Here is a 17,976-nt window from a genome sequence, read left to right on the forward strand (position 1 = left end):
AGGAAGCAATGAAAATACTCGTGACAATACCGCATTACTATGCACATGACCCACAAGGCATCTATGCTTCGAACGGCGACCCTGAGCGCAAGGCAGGGAATCTTCGGAAACTCATCGTTCATCTGAAAACCCTGTTTGAAAGTCCGCAGGCATATTGCCGCTACGATCTGCAGAATGCAGACGGCTCGCGCTTCACGGATGCCGATTTGCAGGCGGGCAGGCCGATTGCACGCTCACTGGCGAACTACTATGCAGCGAACGAGGCGCTTCATGCCAGGGTCGACATCGTGCTCTCGACGGCGGGCGAGCGTCATGTGCTCGATCGGCTTGGATTGCCGCAGGGCATGTACGAGCGAAGGGATTTTCCCGCTGTCGATCCGAAGCTTCTGGGATTCACTTGTCAGGATGTACTCAAGGAGAGACGCGGCGAATACGACTACTATTGCTACATGGAGGACGACCTCGTCGTGCACGATCCGCTGTTCTTCCAAAAGCTCGTGTGGTTCGATGCGCTCTTCGGTGCGGAAGCCGTACTTTTGCCGCATCGTTTCGAGTACAATGAGCAGTGTGTATTCCCCAAAGGGTATGTGGAGACGGACGGTTTTGAGGCGGGAAGCGAGCTTGTGGAGCGTCTTTCCTTCGCGCAGAAGTACATCGACTTTGCCGAGCGTCCCGTCTTGATGGCTTCCATGCCCAGCGGCAACGTGCGCTTCGTCAAGGCGCGCAATCCACATTCAGGCTGCTTCTTCCTGACGGCGGAGCAGTTCGAGCACTGGCTGAGCCGTCCTTACTTCGGCGAGCGTACGGGGGAGTTTTCATCGACGTTTGAGAGTCCCGCGACGTGGGGGCTCATTCGCACCTTTGGCGTCTACAAGAGCGATTTTCCCATGGCGGCATTCTTTGAGATCGAGCATGCGGGTGCGCGCTTCCTGGGGCAGAGTCTTTCCAAGGAGCCGCAAAAGCGCATCAATGAGGAATCGTTTGCGCGGGAAGGCATCCATTTTTCGTTTTGATGCAGGAGTAAGACAAAGGAAAAGCCCGCTTTCGCGGGCTTTTTTTATGTCAATATTTCCCGCCACCACCGCCGTGGCTTTCATCGCGGCTCGAAGTGTCTTTTCCTTGCTTTTTGGGCTTTTCGTGCCGTGTGACGTTCATGTAGAGGAAGGAGTCGCGGTTTTCTGTCAGATGCAGTCCTTCGTGACTCAGATAGGCGTCGGCTTCCGTTGCCGAGGTGACGTTGCTCATCGAGGCGATGAGGCTGCTGCGCACGAGGTAGAATACACCGCCTGCGAGCACGACGGCGATGCCTAGGGCGATGAAGCTGAAACCTGCCTTGGGGTCGAAGGGTTTGCCTTCCTTTTCATAGTAGGTGAGCATTTCATCAGCTGCAGCGGCGTAGGCTTTGAATCCCGCCGCATAGTCGTCCTTCTTGAACGACGGCAGGAACTTGCCCGAAAGGTAGTCCGTACCGATGTCGTCGGTGATGCGGCTCTTCATCTTCTTGTCTGTCGCGAGATACCAGTCGCGCTCTTTCGGCGCGACAAGGAGAACGAGGGCGCCATTTTCCGTGCCTACTGCGAATTTGTCAGCGAATCTGTTCGCGACTGTGCCCGCTTTCTCCCCCTTGAGGTCTTTGACTGTGTAGACGACGATACGCGCTTTGTGTGCCGTTCCGATGTCGGCAAGCGTCTTTTCGAGTGAGGATTCGTCCGCATCGCTCAAGAGTCCTGCATCATCCATGACGCATGCGTCCGCCTGTGCGCGACTCTTTTCAGCCGCCTCGCTCAAGGCGGGGGCGGCGAGTGCGAGCAAAAGGATGAGGGAGAGGAGAACGGCGCTGAAGAAGTTTCTTTGTTCACGTTTCATGTGCAGCCCTCCTCATATTGTTCCCAAAAGGAATTTCGCGATGAAGTAGAGAATCGGCACGCTGATGAGTGAGGCGGCGAGGGGATAGAGCGTCGCCTTCCGCTTGTCGATGGGCAAGGAGCCGATGACCTTGCCTGTCTGTCCGTTCATCATGAAGGTGTAGGGCTTGCCTTCGTACTTCGTTGTGAGAATCCAGACGGGCACCATAGCGTAGCTGACGGTGCCGTCCTCTTTGATGATGCACGGCTCGCCATCGAGCGAGCAGCGGTCGTAGCCTTCGACGGTGCTTTCGAGGACGCCGAGGGCGCTTTCCGTCACGCGCTTGTCGGCGCGCGGCGCGGAGGCCTCGGCGTCGACGTCGTACTTCTCGGCGAGGAAGCCCGTGAAGTAGGCGGCCGAGAAGGGCACGAGTTCGCTGTAGTCGAATGGTTCGATGCTCTCCATGTAGGTATCGTCCATGCGTTCGCTGCCGTCGACGGGGATGCGCTCGAACTTCATCGAGCCTGTGCGCTCGCAGTCGTAGACGCTCGTTTCCGTGATGATCTCGTCCGCCGTCTCGTAGATGTTGTCCCTTTCCGCGCGGAAGGAGGCGCTTGCTGTGATGGCAGAGTCGAAGAGCCAGAACGGCACGTACATCGCCTGGATTTCTTTGATGCGGTTGTTCGATTTGAAGGAGTCGGGCAAGAGGTAGCGCTTCTCGTAGAACTTTTTGAGGGCAGCGATGGCTTCGTCCTTCGTTTTCTTGAATGGGATGACGAAATCGGGGCGCAGCATGCCGGAGAATTGCTGCGGCAGCATGTTTGGGCTGCCGCAGTAAGCGCATTCCGTCGCCATCGTGTTGCCGTCTGAGACCAGCTCCGCGCCGCACGATGAGCATGTCTGCACCTTCATGGTGGCGGCGTCCTGCTCATCCCATTCGCCGCCTGCATTCTCTGTGTTCCAGCGCGAGTCGCGCGCTTCTGCGGCAAGACGCGCCTTTTCCTGCTCGCGCTCGAAGAGCGCTTCAACGGTCGCGATCTCAAGCTCCGTCGAGCAGTATTCGCAGGTCACATGGTCGTGACCGGGCAGGAAGGAGAGCGGTGCGCCGCAGTTGGGGCATTTGTAGCTTACCGATGTATCGGCCATTTGCTTCACCTCGCTTGCTCGTCAGTGCATCATTTACTGCAGGTCGTTTTCGTCGAAGGCGTCGCCGCACTCGGGGCAGAACTTCGGCGGATTCGTCGGATCTTTGGGCTGCCAGCCACACTTGTCGCAGCGATAGAGGGGCGCGTCCGCCGGCTTCGGTTTGCCGCAGTTCGCGCAGAAGCGTCCCTGGTTCGTCGCGCCGCAGCTGCACTGCCAGCCGTCCGCTGTCGGCCGGGGTTTGCCGCAGTTCGCGCAGAACTTGCCCGTATTGCCCGCGTGGCCGCAGCTGCAGCTCCAAGTCCCTGCAGGCGCGGGCTGTGGCTTGCCGCATCCCGCGCAGAACTTGCCCGTGTTGCCCGTCTGGCCGCACGCGCAGTTCCAACTGCCGGCTGCTCCCGCCTGTGGTTGCTGCTGCGGCGGCGGAGCGAGCGGGTTGCCCTGCGGCGCTTGGCCGCCCGCAGGGCCGAAAGCACCCATGGCTCCGGCGCCGGCGTTTCCCGCCATGCCCATGCCCATGAAGCCGAAGGCGCCGCCCATGCCGGCTTCGTTGCCCGCTGCCGTGCGCATGGCATCCGCCGTCGCCGTCGCGAGGCGGCCGGCACGCAGGTTTGGGTCACTCATGATGGCGCTGTCCTGGATCTCCTTGATGCGCTTCTCGTCCTCTTCGTCCGCCTTGACGCTCGACACGCCGAAGGAAACGATCTCGATGCCGCGCTTTTTGCCCCAGTCCTCGGAAAGCTCTGCCGAAAGTTCCGTCTTGATGTCGCGCGTGTAGTTGATGAGCTGCGTGTAGCGGATTCCTTTGGCGGCGATGCGACCGAAAGCCGGCTGCAGCGCCGTCAGAAGCTCGCTCTTGAGCTGGGAGTCGATTTCGCTTCTCGTGTAGATGTCCTCGACGTTGCCGCAGACGTTCGTGTAGAAGAGAATCGGGTTCGTGATGCGGTAGCTGTATTCGCCGAAGCAGCGGATGTTCACGTTCATCATGTACTGGCCGATCATCGTCTCGAACTGGATAGACTGCGGCGTGCCGTACTTGTTGCCCATGATTTCCTTCGTGTTGAAGTAGTAGATGCGCTGGTCTTTCGGCGCATCGCCGCCGAAGGTGAAGCGCTTGCCGATGTTTTGGAACACCGCCTTGAGGTCGCTTGCGAGGTCGCCGCCAAAGATTGTCGGCTCGGTCGAGCTGTCGTAGGTGAATTCGCCGGGCTGTGCGCAGACCTCGACGACCTTGCCCTGCTCGACGATGATCATGCACTGCCCCTCGTTGACGGCGATGATGGAGCCGTTCGAGATGATGTTCTCCTCGCCCGAAGTGTTGGAACTGCGTCCGCGTGCGCTCGCACGCTTCTGCCCCTTGGCGACGAGCGAATCCTTGTCGAGGCTGTCGCAGTAGAAAAACTCTTTCCACTGATCGGACATGACACCGCCGGCAGCGCCCATAGCAGCTTGAATCAAACCCATGATGCATCTCCTCCTTCGTATGACTGTACAAATATACAAGTGTATCTATGAAACTAATTCTATTCTGTGAATAAGAAATCCTTGTGGAAAAGTCGGTTTTGCCTGGGTATTTTGGTGGAATTTTCCGATGTTGATTCTTTTTGCAAATGTAGAAGAAATGGATATAATATAGAAGAGACGGCGTGCTTCGTCGTGGAATTTTTTGTCGGACGAAAAGACTCTTTAAGGGAAGGCGGTCATTCGATTGAAGAAGATTACGGTGCTCTACATGGAAGGTTGTCCGTATTGCCGCAACGCGGCGCGGGCGATGGACGAATTGGAAAAGGCGTATTCGGCCTACGAGGCGGTTCCCGTCGAATGGATCGAGGAAACTCGTGAGAAAGAGAGGGCGCTGCCTTTTGCCAAGGATTATTACTATGTACCTTCGATGTTCGTAGATGGTGTGAAGCTTTATGAGGCGAAGCCCGGCGAGAGCTATGAAGAGTGCAAGCGTTGTGTCGAGGCGGTCTTTCAGGCGGCTGTAGATTGATGAGTGGAAATGGGGCAGTGTTTTTTACGCAATGTTTCGGGCATAGAAAAATCCCATCTCCATAAGCAATGCGTTTTCGCGTTGCTTATGGAGATGGGATTCTATCGTGTCGCTGGTGAGTCTACGCCATGGCGTTGACCTTGCGGGCAAGGCGCGACTTCTTGCGGGCAGCGCAGTTCTTGTGGAACACATGGTTCGCTGCAGCCTGATCGATCGTCTTGCAGGCAGCCTTCAGGAAGGACTTCGCTTCATCAGCGTTTCCTGCCTCAACGGCGTCGAGTACATGGCGGGAAGCCGTACGAACGCGGGACTTCTCCGCAGCGTTCTTGGCGCGGCGCTTCTCATCCTTCTTGACGCTGCGGATGGATGCTTTGATGTTCGGCAAATGTTTCACCTCCCTTGAAGGAAATTACACTGTAGTATATTAGCATGGATGGGGGGAAAATGCAATATTTAATTTTGTGGCAGGGAAATTGGAAATAACTGCGAATGAATAAAAGGGATTCAATAGCCGGATCAAGGGAGGTACTTCGATGAAGAAAACAATCGTCATAGGCGCAGATCATGCGGGCTATCCCATGAAGCAGTTCTTGCTGCAGCAGTTGACGGAAGCGGGCTGCAGCGTCGAGGATGCGGGCACGTATGATGAAGCGTCCTGCAACACGCAGCCCTATGCGCAAAAGGTGGCGGAAGAGGTGGCGAAGGGCGAGGGGAAGCTTGGCATCCTCGTCTGCGGCACGGGTGCGGCGATGTGCATCATGGCGAATAAGGTCAAGGGAGCGCGTGCCGTCGTCGCGCACGACCTGTTTACGGCTCGCATGACGCGTACGCACAATGACGCTAACATCCTCTGCATGGGGCAGCGCGTCATAGCGAACCATATGGCCTGGGAGATAGCAAAGACGTGGCTCTCCTATGAGCCGCTTGGAGGCAAGTATGCTGAGCGGCGCGAAACCATCGCAAGGTATGAGGAAGAGCATATGAAATGACGAGGGTCTGTGCGCATTGCCGGAAAAAGTGGGAAGTTGTAAAAATAATGCTTGCGCCCCCTTTCATAATCGTGTATAATATCCCTTGCTGGTGCATGAGCACCGCATGATTCCTCGATAGCTCAGTAGGTAGAGCGCCTGACTGTTAATCAGGTTGTCGCAGGTTCGATCCCTGCTCGAGGAGCCATTCTCGGCGCGTTGGTCAAGTGGTTAAGACACCGCCCTTTCACGGCGGCTTCACGGGTTCGAATCCCGTACGCGTCACCATAAGGCAGAAGCAGCACCGTCCAGTCGGGCGGTGCTTTTTTGTGTGCATCCTTGGATGATTGTTGAAAAAGATAGAGAAAAGCATGCGTTAATTTTAATGAAGAGGATGCTCGCCTTTTAGGAAGGATTTTTTCTTTCCGCGACGAAGTGTTTCAGCGAACAGAGAAGATTTGACATTTTTTGAGAGAAATTCGCGAGGAGGGTGAGGAACTGCTATGCTCGTCGGTGGTGTTGTTTGTTCTATGGCGTTTTATTGTCAGCGCTGCGGCAAGATTCATGTGCACGATGTGCCGTATTTTCTCGGCGTAAAGCGCTTCTCTCTTCGCTGTGCAGGCTGCGGGCACGAGCAGGCGCTGCTGGTGCGTGGGGACAAGGGCTGCTTTGAGGTCCATGTGCCGTGCGTCGCCTGCAATAAGGAGCATGTGATTGCCTGCAGTCTCGCGCAGCTCAGGCACATGGATCTTGAGAAGGTCTATTGCAGTCGAGATCGCTTCGAACTGGGTTACATCGGAAAGCGCCGTCGCATCGAGGAACTTTTGGCGTTCAATCAGGCGGAGTTTGACAGGCTTCATCCTGCTGACGGCGCAAATTTCATCGGCAAGCAGCAGCTTCTTCTTGAGGCGGTCAACCGTGTGCATGAGTTTGTCGCTGCGGGTGATGTCGTCTGCCCGTGCGGCAGTCATGATTTCATCGCACATGTCGATGGCGCGTCCGTGTTCCTAGAGTGTAGGAATTGCGGCAGCAGCGCCGTGATTCCTGCTGAGAGCGCGGCCGATCTTCGCCGTCTCCTGTGCGGTTCATCGATCCGCTTCCTGGCGCCGACGGTGCACAACAAGCGCTAGAGAATCAGAGACCTCGCAGAGACGAAAGGTACGTTTGTGGAGATAGAGACTTGCGGTGCAATCTTTGCAAAAAGATGGTCGCAGGTCTTGTTTTTTTACCGAAAAAGGATTTTCATCGAATATCGTCGAAAAGGTGTTAAAGAGTAAACTATTGTTTATGGGTTTATGCGTAGCCGCTTCTTGATGAAAGCAAGGGAGATGATGAAAATGAATACTTGGAAAAAACGTGTGGCTGCAGGACTTACAGCGGGCGTGCTCGCCTTCGGAGGAAGCTTCGCCCTGCAGCCTGCTCCTGTGGCGGATGCGGGTTGGGGCGATCTCATCGGTACGGTCATAGGCGGCTTCCAGGCAAAGGCTGAGGCGGAGAATCAAATCAAGGAACTCGACCAGACGGAGGAGGGGCGGCAGGCGCTTTTCGCCTCGTACCAAGAAGAGCTTGGCGTAGAAGAATATTCTCCGTGGGAGGGACTTTGCAGCCGTGCGATTGAACGCGTTTCGGCTGGTATCGCTAAGAGCGATCCTTCTGTCCGCGACAAGCCGTTTCTTTGGTTCATTAATCAGGACGACACCTTCAATGCCTTTTGTTCGCTCGGTCATGTGATGTCGATCAACCGCGGACTTTTCTATTATCTGCAGAATGAGGACGAAATTGCCGTCGTCTTGGGGCATGAGATGGGGCATGGAATGAAGAACCATGTGGCGGATGGTTGGCGCAAGAAGATCGACGTGGCGATCGGTGCGCAGGTTCTTGCCGATATGACGAATGCGTCGGCGGTTAGAAACGTCGTGCTCAATACGGTTGTCACGCAGATCAACCAGGTGTCGATCGGCCGTGCGCACGAATGGGAAGCAGACGGACTTGCACTCAAGTACATCACGGACGCGGGGTACAATCCCGGTGCTGCAGCCGCCGTCTGGCAGCGCTTCATGGAGCAGATGGGCGACAATCGGCAGAATTTCGTCAGCGAGATGTTCGATCCGTCCGATCATCCGACGAACAAGGAGCGCCGTGACAAGTACATGCAGAGCGTCAAGGAGTACAGCGGCGGTCATGTCGAGGTCAAGGACGGCGTCGTTTATGTCAAGGGCAAACGATTCGTCGTTCCCGCTGAGACCGACAATATGTCGAGCGCCGAGCGCGCCTACTTCGTGCAGGGAAACTTGGCGGCGGCATACCACAACGGGCATAACAAGGAGAGTGCCTATGCGGACGGAAACGTCGTCATGCTCGGCGCACAGCCGGTCATGACCTGCCTTAGAGGCGACGACTCCGCAGCGGCGCTCGCCGAGAAATTGAATCAGGTAAAGTGAGGAAGATGTATGGATTTCAAGCGTTATCTCAAGGAATATCCGAACAAGGAGGGGCGTTTCGGCAAGTTCGGCGGCGCCTACCTGCCAGAAGAACTCGTGCCTGCTTTTGCGGAAATCAACGAGGCGTATCTGACGATTTGCCATTCTTCGCAGTTCATCAATGAGCTGCGGCGCATACGCCGCGAGTTTCAAGGGCGGCCGACGCCCGTCTACCACTGCGAGCGCCTTTCGCGCAAGATCGGCAATTGCCAGATCTATTTGAAGCGTGAGGATTTGAACCACTCGGGTGCGCACAAGCTCAATCACTGTATGGGAGAGGGGCTTCTGGCGAAGTTCATGGGCAAGAAGCGCATCATTGCCGAGACGGGCGCGGGACAGCACGGTGTGGCGCTCGCGACGGCGGCGGCCTTCTTCGGGCTCGACTGCACGATCTACATGGGCGAGGTCGACATCAAGAAGCAGGCGCCGAATGTGGCGCGCATGAAGGTGCTCGGCGCGAAGGTCGTGCCCGTCTCGCGCGGTGCGAAGACGCTCAAGGAAGCTGTCGATGCGGCTTTTGAGGATTATCTGGCGAACTACAAGGAGACGATCTACTGCATCGGCTCTGCTGTCGGACCGCATCCGTTCCCCATGATGGTGCGCGATTTCCAGACAGTCGTAGGCATCGAGGCGCGCGAACAATTCAAGGATATGATGGGGTTCCTGCCTGATGTTGTGACGGCGTGCGTGGGCGGCGGCAGCAATGCCATCGGCATGTTCGTGCCGTTCCTCGACGATCCTGTGGAGATCGTCGGCGTCGAGCCTCTGGGGCTTGGCAAGAAGCTCGGCGATCATGCGGCGTCCATGTCGTATGGCGAAGAGGGTGTCATGCACGGCTTTGACAGCATCATGCTCAAGGACGCGGCGGGCGAGCCGGCTCCTGTGTATTCGGTAGCAAGCGGACTCGACTACCCATCCGTCGGCCCCGAGCACGCCTTTTTGCGGGAGATTGGGCGCGTCAAGTACGATACGGCGACGGACGAGGAGGCGATCGGCGCCTTCTTCAAACTTTCGCGCTACGAGGGAATCATCCCCGCGCTCGAAAGCTCTCATGCGGTTGCCTACGCCATGCGCCGCGCCAAGGAGATGGATACGGGCTCGATCCTCGTCAACCTCAGCGGCAGGGGCGACAAGGATCTCGACTACGTCATTGAGAAGTACGGTACGGGCGAGAAGTATCTGGAATTTGCTTGAACGCTTGGATGAAGGAACAGTAAGAGGCCTTTGGGAATTACCCACAGGACTCGCATGCAAAAAGGAGCTGCTTTACGGTAGCTCCTTTTGCATGCGGGTCCTGTCTATGCTCTTATAGTATACTTCTTTCTATACACATGCTTTTCTGCTGGAAAAGTTAGATTGTACGACTTCTTACCGGGTTGACGGTTTTTGAGCTGGGAGGTTCGATATGATGGTGAAGGGCTCGAAAATATTCATGAAACATGGTATGCTTCTATATAATGAAAGTATCCCGATGCCCAGACAAAGGAGATGGTTTGTTTGGTTTGGAATAAGCTGAAAGATTTTTTTGATTTGCATGGCGACATCGCGTCGATACGGGAAATTACAGATCGGATCAACGCCGGCGTGCGATTTCGGGGGACGAATCTCTGTGTGCTGATGTTGGCCATCTTTATCGCCTCCATCGGACTCAACATGGACAGCACGGCGGTCATCATCGGCGCGATGCTGATCTCTCCGCTGATGGGGTCGATCTTGGGTATCGGCTATGGCCTTGCCCGGTATGACAGCACATATATCCGCTCTAGTGCAGGCAGTCTGTTGGCCCAAGTGCTCATTTCGGTTGCCACATCGGCACTTTATTTTTCCCTTACGCCCATAGCTACACCTTCGTCGGAACTGCTTGCACGGACATCACCGACCATCTGGGATGTTTTGATCGCTGTTTTCGGTGGACTGGCAGGCATCATCGGTATAACACGTAAAGAAGGTGGAAATGTCATCCCCGGCGTTGCGATTGCGACGGCTCTCATGCCTCCTCTCTGTACCGCAGGATACGGCATTGCTACGGGTGTGACTGCGTATACCGTAGGTGCGTTATATCTTTTCTTCATCAATAGTTTCTTTATCTGTTTGACCGCATTCAGTGTCCTGAAAATCATTGACATTCCATCCAAGATCGAGCGGGACTCCGTGGAATTTTCAAGACAGAAACGCTACCTGCTGACATTTGCCATACTTATCACATTGCCCAGCTGTTTCTTTGCGTATCAGAGCGTGCAGGAAAATCTGGAGAGCGAGCAGGCGAAGATTTATATCGAGGAGAATTTCAAAGTGCCGCCTCATCTGGCGATCTCCTATACCTTGGATAGTGAGGAGAAAATATTGACGGTATTTACGATTGCCGGAATATCGGAGGATGATTTGACAGTATTGACGGAGAAACTGCATGAAAAGGCATATCTCAAACCTTTCCGTCTGGAGGTTTTTTCTGCAGAAACGGTGGAAGAGCGGGAAAAGATGGAGGCGATGATCGATCAGAGACTCAGCGAGGTTGAAAAAAGAGCCATTCCTTCCGTACAGGAACAACAGACAGTGACCGCACTCAAATCTGCTCGAGAGGAAAGTGAAAAGCAGGGCACTTATATATTGGACTGGAATCGTGAGGCACGTATCGTGTTCCCGGAAATCTCCCGCATCGCCGTTGGGAGTGTGCGCGGCCCTGCTGCGACTGCAGATCCATCGGATTCTCTGAGTGAAATGCCGATTGCTTTTATATACTTGAAGGCCGATATGGACGAAGCGTTGCGTGCTCGTTTGACCGAATGGATTTCCACTAAGGCGCAGCGCCGTGTACAGGTGCAGTTCTTCCCCGAATCCACACGGGCAGAGGGAAAAACGTAACGATATTGCCGAGTCAATGTTCAGCGAGTCGTTGGGCAGACGCCAAAAAAGCCCGCCCAGTCCCCGTGAGTAAGAGGAATGGGTGGGCTTCAGTTTGTGAAATCTCGTGTTCGTTTCGACGGTGCGGTGTGAAGAAGGTCGTGTACTGCAGCTTAGAGCAGCTCGTCCTTGGCGACGTCGTAGAAGGCGTGCTCCGCCTTGATCTCGCGCTTGCCTTGGCGAATCCTCACGTTGTCGTCGAACTGTGCGACCTGAGTGTCCCAGTTGAAGAGGCCGCTGTCCGACTGAATCGTGACCTTGGGACGCTCAAGGAAGACGTTGCCTTCGACGACAGCCTCGTGCGTCTTGCCGATGACATGCGCCTTGTCACCCGTCAGTTTCAAGCCGTCCTGCGAGACGCTGACGTTGCCCTCGCACCAGACCTCGAAATCGGGGGAGTTGACGCCACTCTGGGCATCGAAGGCGCCGTTTTTCAGGTACTTGAGCGCCGTCGCAAGGTCGACCTCGGCATGGTCGGCCTGGAAAGTGCAGCCGTTGGCGACGATGCGAATGTTGCCGTCGAAGACGCAGCGTCCCGAGGAGAAGTCGAGACGGTAGGAGTCAAAGGAGAAGTTCGGTGCGGCAAGAGCCGTCGCGCTCAAGGCGAGCAGAACGAACATCATGAGAACCGAAACAAGGTTTTTTTTCATAAAGACGCTTCCTTTCATTGGCGTGAAAAGTATTTTCCATACAGATCCTTTTTCTATCATACAGCATGAAGGCGGGTTTTTCCAGCGAATTTTCCTTAAAGGCTAAGTTTCAGCAGGATAAAGCGGTGTTCTTGCCGTATTATTTCATCATATAATGGAAGACAAGCAGGAAGAGGAGGCGGACAAATGACGATACGGGAAAAACGTGAGGCGTTGGAGTATGAAATACTTTCCCCCCTTGCGGCGAAGAGCAGGGAGAGCCGGCGGCGAGCACCGATCGTACCGTGCCCTTTCCGCACGGACTTTCAGCGCGACCGCGACCGCATCCTGCACTCGAAAGCGTTCCGGCGTCTGAAGCGCAAGACGCAGGTTTACATCGTCTCGGGTGATCACTACCGTACGCGCATGACGCACAGCTTGGAGGTGTCGCAGATCGCCCGCACGATCGCGCGAGGGCTTTGCCTCAACGAAGATCTGACGGAGGCGATCGCACTCGGTCACGACGTCGGTCATACGCCTTTTGGTCATGCGGGCGAGGCGGCGATGGCGGAGATCATTGGACACTTCGCGCACAACGAGCAGAGTCTGCGCGTCGTCGAGTATTTGGAGCGCGATGGCGCGGGTCTCAATCTGACCTTCGAGGTCAAGGACGGCATCGTCAATCACACGGGAAAGCACTTGCCGAAGACACTTGAAGGGCGCATTGTGCGCATTGCCGACCGCATCGCCTACCTTTGCCACGATTACGACGACAGTCTGCGCGCGGGTATGCTTGAGGCGGGCGATCTGCCGACGCTCGTTTACGCGAAGCTCGGGTATACGACGTCGGAGATGATCACGGGCATGGTCTCCGACCTCATTGTGCATTCAGAGAAGCGGGAGGACATTGCGCTCTCTCCTGCCATGCAGGAGGTTATGGATGCTTTTCGGGCCTTCATGTTCGAGCATATCTACCATTCGGAGCGGCTGGCGCGTGAGAGGAAGCAGGCGGTGTTCGTGCTGCGCGAACTTTACGCGCACTACATGGAGAACTTTGAGGAACTGCCCGAGGAGTTTCGCCGCTATGAAACGCGCTGGGGCAGGCAGCAGACCGTCGTCGACTATGTGGCGGGACTCAGTGACAACTATGCCGTGCATACGTTCGCACGCATCTTCATGCCGCCCGTCGGCTTTTCCGTGCCGGGCGATGCGTGATTTTCAGGACGGAACTTTTGTGTTTTTTTGTGCTTGTGCCTCTGCAGCAGATTTCGGCAAAATTTTTTGGCGTAACGGAAAAAAAGAGGATATTTTCAATTTATAGGGAATATAAAATTTAGTGGAATTTGAGTGGATGTTCCGCGTGGCTCGTTCGTTTCAATACGGTAGAAAAATCGCAGAAAATCAAGAAGAGGGAGCAGCGAAGGGTGAAGAAGCATGAGGAATGAGGCGATGGACGCCTTTGTCGAGCGCGTACGCGCAGATTCCGACATCGTTGCCGTCGTTTCCTCCTATGTCGCGTTAAAGAAAAAAGGAAATCGTTATTGGGGCTGCTGCCCGTTTCACCACGAGAACACGCCGTCTTTTTCGGTAGTTCCCGAGCAGGGATTTTTTTATTGTTTCGGTTGTCACGTCGGAGGAAACGTATTCAAGTTCCTCTCGCTTATTGAGAACATCCCCTATTTCGAGGCAATCAAACTGCAGGCGGAAAAGCTCAATATTCCTTTGCCCGAGAGAGAGAGAAGCGCAGCGGAAATCGCGCGTGACAAGAAGGCGGAGGAACTTCGCCGCGTGCATGAGATGGCGCAGACCTTTTTTCACAACTGTCTGACCAAGACGCATTACGGCGAGGCGGCGAAGGCCTATCTCGCGGGGCGCGGTATCGGCGAGAGCGTCATCGAGGCTTTCGGCATCGGCTATGCGCCGCCCGCGTGGGACAAGCTCGCCGTCGCCTTCGAGAAGCGCGGCGTGCCTGCTGCGCTCCTTGAAGAGAGCGGCTTGGCGGCGAAGCGGCAGAAGGGCGCGGGTCATTACGACCGCTTTCGCAATCGCGTGATCATCCCGATCCGCGACGCGCGAGGGCGCGTCGTGGCGTTCGGCGGACGCATCTTGGGAGACGGCAAGCCGAAATATCTGAACTCGCCCGAGACGCTGATCTTCAACAAGCGACGTCTGCTCTTCGGTCTCGATCGCGCGCATCGTGCCATTGCGCGCGCGGGATTCGCCGTCGTCGTCGAGGGCTATATGGATGCGATTTCCGTCGCGGCTGCGGGCATAGAGAACGTCGTTGCCTCCCTCGGCACAGCTTTTACTGCAGAGCAGGCGAAGCTTCTGCTGCGCTATGCGCCGGAACTGCGCTTCTGCTATGACAGCGATGCGGCGGGACAGGAGGCGACGCTTCGCGCGCTTTCCGTCGCGCGCGCGGCGGGGGCGATGGTCAAGGTGCTGCGCGTGCCCGACGGCAAAGATCCCGACGAATACATCCGAAAACATGGCGAGGCGGCTTTTCGAAAACTCGTCGAAGCGGCGCTTCCCTTCATCGAGTACCGCATGGTGCGCGTATTGGAGACGGCGGACAAGGAGAGCCTGCAGGGCAGGCTCGATACACTCGCGGCGCTTCTGCCCGTGCTCGCCGAGGTGAAAAGCCCTGCGGAACTTGATGGCTATATCGTGCGCACGGCGCGTGAACTGACGCTCGACGAAGGGCTCATACGCGCCGAGCTTGGCCGGGCGGCAGGATCTTCTGCGCCGCCCGCTGCCGTGCGAGAGACGACGCGGCGCGCCTTCAAAAAGGCGGACGATATTCTGCAGCGTGCAGGGCGGATCGTGCTTCGGACAGCGTGGCATGATCCGGCTGTTACGGAGCATATTGCCTCCCTCGTGCCGTTCGAGGCTTTTTCGACAGAGGAACAGGCGAAGGCGCTCGCGTGGCTCTATGGACTTCATCTTGCGGGCGAGAGGCCGACGGATGCGCGTGCGCAGGCGGAGCTTTCCGAGGCGGTCGCGACGGAGATCAGTCGATCGCTTGCCGAGGACACGGGGACGATGGACGCGCTGGAGGCTTACGATGACTCCATGAGACGCTTGCGCAGGACGTATCTTGCGCAGCTCTTTGAGGAGCATACGCGGCGCGCTGATCGATGGGAAAAGGAAAATGATGCGCGGTTCTTGCAGGAATTAGCGCAGATTCAGCGAATAAAGAACGAAATGGAAGGGCTATGAGCAAAACAAAGGCATTTTCCCAAGCGGGCGTCCTTGCCCGACATGACGAAATGAGCAGCAGAAAGGAGGCGCGATTCCATGGCTGAGAAAGCGAACAAGACGGTTCTCGACGTGGAGAAGAAGCCGACGCAGAGCTCTGCCATCGTGTCGAGCCTTCTCACAAAAGGGCGGGGCAACGGCGGCGTGCTGACTTACGGCGAGCTGATGACGGCATTGCAGGAGCAGGAACTCACGCCGGATGAAATCGACGACCTTTACGAGACGTTCAGCAACAAGGGTATCGAGATTGTGGATGATTCGAACCGTGCACAAGCGGAGGTAGACGAGGACAAGGCTGAGGAAGAAGTGGATATCGATCTCAGTATTCCCGAGGGCATCAGCATCGACGATCCCGTGCGCATGTATCTGAAGGAGATCGGCCGCGTGCCTCTCCTTTCCGCAGATGAGGAAATCGCTCTTGCCAAGCGCATGGAAGCGGGCGACGAGGAAGCGCAGAAGGAATTGGCGGAGGCGAATCTGCGTCTGGTCGTGAGCATTGCCAAGCGCTATGTCGGCAGGGGCATGCTGTTTCTCGATCTCATACAGGAGGGGAATCTCGGCCTCATCAAGGCGGTCGAGAAGTTCGACTACAACAAGGGCTACAAGTTCAGTACCTATGCGACGTGGTGGATTCGGCAGGCGATCACGCGGGCTATCGCCGATCAGGCGCGTACGATCCGCATCCCCGTCCACATGGTCGAGACGATCAATAAGCTCATTCGCGTTTCACGCCAGCTCCTGCAGCAGCTTGGCCGGGAGCCGTCGCCCGAAGAAATTGCCGAGGCTATGGAGATCAGCGTGGAGCGCGTGCGCGAGATCATGAAGATTGCGCAGGAGCCGGTTTCCTTAGAAACGCCGATCGGCGAGGAAGAGGACTCCCATCTCGGCGACTTCATCGAGGATCAGGACGCGCCTGCGCCGGCGGAGGCCGCATCCTTCATGCTCCTCAAAGAGCAGCTCGAAGAAGTCCTCGACACGTTGACGGAGCGCGAGGAACGCGTCCTGCGCCTGCGTTTCGGTCTGGACGACGGCAGGGCGCGCACGCTTGAAGAGGTCGGACAGAACTTCGGCGTGACGCGCGAGCGCATCCGTCAGATCGAGGCGAAGGCTCTTCGGAAGCTGCGGCATCCGAGCCGCAGCCGCAAGCTCAAGGACTTTCTCGATTGATTGGATGCCGAAAAAGATGAAAAGGGGCGGTGACGGTGCCAGAACTCGATGAGCGTCTTGCGGCCGTCGCCGCCTTCGTACCTTTGGGTGCGCGTCTTGCCGACATCGGCACCGATCATGCGAAGCTGCCGCTCGCACTGGCTGCGTCAGGAAAAATTGCACACGCGATTGCCGTTGACGTGAATGAAGGGCCTTTTGAGGCGGCGCGGCGAGCCGTGCGAACGGCAGGGCTGACGCAAATGGTCGAGGTGCGCATCGGTGACGGTCTTGCGGCGCTTGCACCTGGCGAGGTCGACAGCGTCGCTGTCGCGGGCATGGGAGGCTCGCTGATCGCGCGCATCCTCACGGACGGTGCTGCCGTGCTGCAGACGCTGGAAACCCTCGTCCTGCAGCCGCAGAGCGATGCGGCGGAGCTTCGCACCTGGCTCTATGACAACGGCTGGCACGTCGCGGAGGAAAGCCTTGTGCGTGCGGGCGGCAGGCTCTATGAGATCCTTCTGGCAAGGCGAGGGAAAAAGGAGAAGCCAGAGCCGATCCTCTTGGAGATCGGCCCTTGCCTTTGGCAAAAGAAGCCGCCGCTCTTGAAAGAACATATCGAGCAGCTGCTTTCTCGTGTGCGCCGTGCGAGAGAAGGCATGGGAAAGAGTGCGCGTGCAAGGGAAGGGGCGGCGTATCGCGCGCTTGGAGAAAAGGCCGCCGCATTGGAGGAAAAGCTTATATGGTAAAGTTGCAGGACGTCATGCAGGCGATGGAGCGCATCGCGCCGCGCCGCTTGGCAGAGGAGTGGGACAACCCTGGCCTCCTCGTCGGCTCGCCGCACGATGAAGTGAGGAAGATCCTCGTCGCGCTCGATGTGCGCGAGGAAACAGTGGAACGTGCAATCGAGGATGGCTGCGATCTGATCGTCGCGCACCATCCTCTTATTTTTCGTGGACTCAAGGCGGTGCGCACGGACGATGCGACGGGACGCAAGATCGCGCGTCTGATCAAGGCAGACATCGCTGTCTTTGCCGCGCACACGAACCTCGACAGTGCGGCGGGCGGCGTCAACGATGTGCTCGCTGAAAAGCTGGAATTGAAGGGAGTTGTGCCGCTTGCCGAAGGCACGGCAGACGGCGAGCCGGGTCTTGGGCGCATCGGCTCGCTCGATGCGGAATTCTCCCTGGATGATTTTGCTGCACGCGTCAAGGCGAAATTGGGGCTTTCGTCGATGCGCATTGTGCGTGCAGGCGCTCACAGGATTTCCCGTGTCGCCCTCTGCGGCGGCAGTGGTGCAGAGTTCATCGGCAGGGCGGCGGCCAAGGGCGCCGACGTCTATGTGACGGGCGATGTCAAGTATCACGATGCCGAACGCGCCATAGGTCTTGGGATCCATATTCTTGATGCCGGGCATTTTGCGACGGAGCAGCCGATCGTTGCCCGTCTTGCTGAACGGTTGGAGAAGGAACTTGGCGATGGCGTGGAAATTGTCGCCGAAACAAAATCTAGTGATTTTTTCAAGTTTATTAACTAGATGTATGATAAATGGAGAAAATAGAATTAGTGTTCTCTTATAATAATTGTTTGCATGTGCCTCGAATCGTTTGACAAAT

Annotated in this window: 17 protein-coding genes and 2 tRNA genes; 14 read left to right on the forward strand and 5 right to left on the reverse strand. The window is 56.6% G+C overall.

Features of this window, described 5'->3' with window-relative positions; all coding sequences use genetic code 11:
- Positions 1-8: 8 nt before the first annotated feature.
- The gene (locus OL236_RS01925; RefSeq protein ID WP_265071135.1) at positions 9-1,013 is read left to right on the forward strand and encodes a hypothetical protein; all 1,005 of its coding nucleotides are present in this window, start codon (positions 9-11) and stop codon (positions 1,011-1,013) included.
- Positions 1,014-1,062: 49 nt separating this feature from the next.
- Here the strand turns inward: OL236_RS01925 and OL236_RS01930 are convergent, their stop codons facing one another.
- Genes OL236_RS01930 through OL236_RS01940 form a run of 3 tightly spaced genes read right to left on the reverse strand, consistent with a single transcriptional unit; the run spans position 1,063 to position 4,452 of the window.
- Complete coding sequence (locus OL236_RS01930) at positions 1,063-1,866, reverse strand: TPM domain-containing protein (protein WP_265071136.1); 804 nt, start codon at positions 1,864-1,866, stop codon at positions 1,063-1,065.
- 12 nt (positions 1,867-1,878) lie between these two features.
- Complete coding sequence (locus tag OL236_RS01935) at positions 1,879-2,991, reverse strand: hypothetical protein (RefSeq protein ID WP_265071137.1); 1,113 nt, start codon at positions 2,989-2,991, stop codon at positions 1,879-1,881.
- A 33-nt stretch (positions 2,992-3,024) separates the two neighbouring features.
- The gene (locus OL236_RS01940) at positions 3,025-4,452 is read right to left on the reverse strand and encodes an SPFH domain-containing protein (protein ID WP_265071138.1); all 1,428 of its coding nucleotides are present in this window, start codon (positions 4,450-4,452) and stop codon (positions 3,025-3,027) included.
- Between the two features lie 244 nt (positions 4,453-4,696).
- Here OL236_RS01940 and OL236_RS01945 point away from each other — a divergent pair, with 244 nt between their 5' ends.
- On the forward strand, positions 4,697-4,981 hold the full coding sequence (locus tag OL236_RS01945; protein ID WP_009645163.1) for a glutaredoxin domain-containing protein: 285 nt from the start codon (positions 4,697-4,699) through the stop codon (positions 4,979-4,981).
- Between the two features lie 121 nt (positions 4,982-5,102).
- Here OL236_RS01945 and rpsT read toward each other — a convergent pair whose 3' ends face one another.
- Positions 5,103-5,366 (reverse strand): 30S ribosomal protein S20, encoded by a 264-nt coding sequence (gene rpsT, locus OL236_RS01950; RefSeq protein WP_009645094.1) that lies wholly within the window; start codon positions 5,364-5,366, stop codon positions 5,103-5,105.
- Between the two features lie 148 nt (positions 5,367-5,514).
- Here rpsT and OL236_RS01955 point away from each other — a divergent pair, with 148 nt between their 5' ends.
- The 7 genes from OL236_RS01955 to OL236_RS01985 all read left to right on the forward strand — a co-directional run bounded on the left by OL236_RS01955 (position 5,515) and on the right by OL236_RS01985 (position 11,291).
- The gene (locus OL236_RS01955; protein ID WP_265071139.1) at positions 5,515-5,970 is read left to right on the forward strand and encodes an RpiB/LacA/LacB family sugar-phosphate isomerase; all 456 of its coding nucleotides are present in this window, start codon (positions 5,515-5,517) and stop codon (positions 5,968-5,970) included.
- A gap of 111 nt (positions 5,971-6,081) precedes the next feature.
- Positions 6,082-6,157: transfer RNA gene (locus tag OL236_RS01960), tRNA-Asn, on the forward strand.
- Positions 6,158-6,162: 5 nt separating this feature from the next.
- A tRNA-Glu gene (locus OL236_RS01965) sits at positions 6,163-6,237 on the forward strand.
- Between the two features lie 242 nt (positions 6,238-6,479).
- Positions 6,480-7,079: a hypothetical protein gene (locus OL236_RS01970; protein ID WP_265071140.1), complete on the forward strand. Its 600-nt coding sequence runs from the start codon at positions 6,480-6,482 to the stop codon at positions 7,077-7,079.
- A gap of 198 nt (positions 7,080-7,277) precedes the next feature.
- Entirely contained in the window at positions 7,278-8,390 is a 1,113-nt protein-coding gene (locus OL236_RS01975) for a M48 family metallopeptidase (RefSeq protein WP_265071141.1), read from the forward strand.
- A gap of 9 nt (positions 8,391-8,399) precedes the next feature.
- Positions 8,400-9,623: a tryptophan synthase subunit beta gene (gene trpB / locus OL236_RS01980; RefSeq protein WP_264919448.1), complete on the forward strand. Its 1,224-nt coding sequence runs from the start codon at positions 8,400-8,402 to the stop codon at positions 9,621-9,623.
- Positions 9,624-9,917: 294 nt separating this feature from the next.
- Positions 9,918-11,291, forward strand: coding sequence for a DUF389 domain-containing protein (locus OL236_RS01985; protein ID WP_265071142.1), 1,374 nt, complete (start codon positions 9,918-9,920; stop codon positions 11,289-11,291).
- A gap of 152 nt (positions 11,292-11,443) precedes the next feature.
- Here the strand turns inward: OL236_RS01985 and OL236_RS01990 are convergent, their stop codons facing one another.
- Entirely contained in the window at positions 11,444-11,980 is a 537-nt protein-coding gene (locus OL236_RS01990) for an OstA-like protein (protein WP_264919446.1), read from the reverse strand.
- Positions 11,981-12,166: 186 nt separating this feature from the next.
- Between OL236_RS01990 and OL236_RS01995 the strand changes: the two genes are divergently transcribed.
- From OL236_RS01995 to OL236_RS02015, 5 genes are all read left to right on the forward strand, one after another.
- Positions 12,167-13,174 (forward strand): deoxyguanosinetriphosphate triphosphohydrolase, encoded by a 1,008-nt coding sequence (locus OL236_RS01995; protein WP_265071143.1) that lies wholly within the window; start codon positions 12,167-12,169, stop codon positions 13,172-13,174.
- A 219-nt stretch (positions 13,175-13,393) separates the two neighbouring features.
- A complete protein-coding gene (gene dnaG, locus OL236_RS02000) occupies positions 13,394-15,178 on the forward strand; it encodes a DNA primase (protein WP_265071144.1) in 1,785 nt (594 codons plus the stop codon).
- A 78-nt stretch (positions 15,179-15,256) separates the two neighbouring features.
- Positions 15,257-16,384, forward strand: coding sequence for an RNA polymerase sigma factor RpoD (rpoD, locus tag OL236_RS02005; protein ID WP_009645128.1), 1,128 nt, complete (start codon positions 15,257-15,259; stop codon positions 16,382-16,384).
- 29 nt (positions 16,385-16,413) lie between these two features.
- On the forward strand, positions 16,414-17,109 hold the full coding sequence (locus tag OL236_RS02010; protein WP_265071145.1) for a tRNA (adenine(22)-N(1))-methyltransferase: 696 nt from the start codon (positions 16,414-16,416) through the stop codon (positions 17,107-17,109).
- Positions 17,103-17,897, forward strand: a complete 795-nt coding sequence (locus OL236_RS02015; protein ID WP_265071146.1) for a Nif3-like dinuclear metal center hexameric protein — start codon at positions 17,103-17,105, stop codon at positions 17,895-17,897. The genes OL236_RS02010 and OL236_RS02015 overlap by 7 nt, the downstream gene beginning before the upstream one ends.
- Positions 17,898-17,976 lie beyond the last annotated feature (79 nt).

It is taken from the genome of Selenomonas sputigena (assembly GCF_026015965.1).
Lineage (GTDB): Bacteria > Bacillota > Negativicutes > Selenomonadales > Selenomonadaceae > Selenomonas.